2 protein-coding genes and 1 pseudogene are annotated in these 2,816 nt (G+C 34.9%); 1 reads left to right on the top strand and 2 read right to left on the bottom strand.

Going from position 1 to position 2,816, the window contains the following annotated elements; all coding sequences use genetic code 11:
• Positions 1–393, top strand: a pseudogene (locus tag DW947_RS21265) (hypothetical protein); the annotation flags it as partial.
• A 793-nt stretch (positions 394–1,186) separates the two neighbouring features.
• Here DW947_RS21265 and DW947_RS21250 read toward each other — a convergent pair.
• Together DW947_RS21250 and DW947_RS21245 are read right to left on the bottom strand one after the other, a co-directional pair.
• A complete protein-coding gene (locus DW947_RS21250; RefSeq protein ID WP_004309979.1) occupies positions 1,187–1,597 on the bottom strand; it encodes a hypothetical protein in 411 nt (136 codons plus the stop codon).
• Between the two features lie 155 nt (positions 1,598–1,752).
• Positions 1,753–2,334, bottom strand: a complete 582-nt coding sequence (locus DW947_RS21245; protein ID WP_008645841.1) for a Crp/Fnr family transcriptional regulator — start codon at positions 2,332–2,334, stop codon at positions 1,753–1,755.
• Between the last annotated feature and the right edge of the window lie 482 nt (positions 2,335–2,816).

Here is a 2,816-nt window from a genome sequence, read left to right as displayed (position 1 = left end):
GTGGTACACGTTTCAAATGCTACCCGGGTCCCTTTTCAAGTGTTAGCTACATTGCGTCCGAAACTGCTTCTCTTTTTGGCAGGGCTGGTTATCTGTTTCGTTTCCTTGTTCCTGAATATCCATTTGGCTGGACGGATGCAGCAGTTGCAGGACAACGATATGAAATACCGCTACATTCTGATGAAAGGGGAAGCGGACGGGGACTGCCTTGATTTGCTGGAAACGAATTTCAGTAGGGAACGGGATAACGTTTTCATCCAAAACTTGACTGATTCGGTGACGGATTTTGAATACCGCAGTAGGAAGCAGGCGGAAGCGTTGGAGCGTGCAAGGCTGCTCAATGAACAAGCCGAGCGGTTGAAAAAGGAAGCCAACCGACTGGGCAAGCCATAAACCGGGAAAACAAGGGATACAAACTGTAAATGTTAAAGCCCACCCAATATATGGAGAAAAGTGCAGTGCATCTTCGTGGTGTATTGCACTTTTTCTATATTTGCGGATAGTCTAATTTGAAAAGCCCAAAATCCCCAATCCGCTGAATTGTTTGGATGATGATTAGGCAATGATTTAATTGTGAATAGGAACTGCACCTACGGGGGCGTTTGCTGAAGTAAATATACTTGACAGATGCTATTATGAAGACATTAGCAACAATCAAATCATTATCGTTATTATGGACATCTAAAGTAAAAAAGATATTCCTATAATGATTAAAGCAATAGATGCAAATATGTATCTATATCTTTTTGTAGAAAACATTGCTCCTATACAGGAGATAGATACAGCAAATTGCATACATTTCAAACTTAACTCTGTAGTCTTAAATATACACATAGACAAAAAAGATAATGCCAAAACAAATATTATAGCATTCAATATATATTTCAGTTTCATATTACTTTGATTTACATTGACCTTATTATCAGTAGCATATAAATTGCTCATCCTATCCCAATAACCAATCCTATGTAAGAGAACAAGGTGAATCTCTTTTCCTTGTATTTCAGCACATAGACCAGCCCGATAATAGCACATAAAGGAATATTAGATGAATCTGCATTTTCCCTTTGTTTACAAGGTATTTATATGTTCTTTCATCCTTTCTTTGCTCAATTTGCGAATCTCACGGTTCTCTTTGTTTTGTTGTAGCATACATTTATGCAACTTAATGTTCCTATGATTCAGTTTAATCTATTTTCTCTAATTCAATTGTAGCTACTTTCTCTTTATCTGGACTAATTTCATTCTGTATAATGGTTATATGTTTTTGGGTATAGCTTTTGATAATCCAAGGGGCTCCCCCCAAATATAAAGCATTGCTATTAAATGTGATATATTTCCCTTCTATTGTATAAGTAATATCAATTTCATCGTAACCTTCCCAATTTACTTTCCCTTTCCGAGTATCTACAAATTGCATACCGACCCCCATATTTTGTACTGTCCAAGCCTCACAATGTCCTGTTCCACGCCATGAAGTCTGATAAAGTGCTTCGGGGGTTAATTCATTTGTCTGTTCATTATCATCGTCGCAGCTTATAAAACTGAATGTACAGAGGAATAGCATAAGTATTCCAAGAATTTCTTTTGTTTTCATATTCTCTTTTTTAATCTCTTGTTTAACTCATTCAATCTTTATTTTGTCTCTTCGTTGAACCAACCAAAGATAAGACAAAGATAAAAAGAAGAATCCTTTGGCAGATTAAGATACTCTTGGAATATTGTTATGAATGTAAATTTCTAAACCTATGTTTATTTTTTGTTGTCAAGACTTTGCTTGCGTCTGATTCGGCTCATGTGTACGGGTGTAATTTTAAGGTAGGATGCTATTTCTTTTAGTGATACCATTTGAAGGATTGCAGGGCATTTTTTTAAAAGTTGGAGGTAACGCTCTTCCGGTGTGAATCTGAATAAATCCAAATAACGTGAATATGATTGGAAAAACATCTGTTCGGCTGCGATACGGGCTATCCGTTGGCTTTCTTTGTTCTCCTCGAATTTTTGCTGTAAGAATGCAGAAGAACAGATGTAAATCTCGCACGGGATTATCGCCTGTATATTCAATTCTGATTTCATGCCATATAAGCAAGTGGGATAATCGCCTATAAATTCATTTGGAAAGGAAAAACCGACATTATACGGTTTGTTTTCTGTCCGGTTGGTGCAACTGTATTTGACTACGCCTGACAAGATAAACCCGAAGAAAGAACATACATCATCTTCATGGAGAATAAACTCATTCTTTTTATAATGTCGTAACTCTCCATGTTTTAGACACAATTCTTTAAAAAAATCTATGTCTATATTGCTCATATATGAATTAAATTCAGTCATCATTTACTTGCCATTGGTGCAAATGTATAAAAAATGCCTGAAATATGCTTGATAGTACTTAACTACATTGTTTAAATATTCAAAAAAGTATGTAACATAACATGTTTGTTATATTTTTAAGTTCAAAGGTTTAGTACGTTTCTTTGTCTGTATATCCAAAACGAACTAAACTTATTTAGACAGCAAATTATATATGCTGGCGAAAAAAGAAAAACAGAGTTTCTTTCTCTTTTTGCCAGTATCATGTCTATTTTTCACTGAAAAACGAGAGAAAACAGATATAAAAACATCTCCTACCACATTTACCCCTTAACAACAAATATCCTTTTCTGTTTTCTTATAATCACTCTATTTGTATGCAAATTGTATGCTTTAAAAATATTAATATTGATGTGCTTTATACCATAATTAACTGATATTCAGTATTAAATAAATAAATGTTGGTACGGATTAATCACCACCAACCGCAACAAGTTCGTATT

This window comes from Bacteroides sp. AM44-19, assembly GCF_003603395.1.
Taxonomy (GTDB): domain Bacteria; phylum Bacteroidota; class Bacteroidia; order Bacteroidales; family Bacteroidaceae; genus Bacteroides; species Bacteroides uniformis.
The sequence above is the reverse complement of the archived record's forward strand: the minus strand, read 5'-3'. Positions and strand labels throughout refer to the sequence as shown.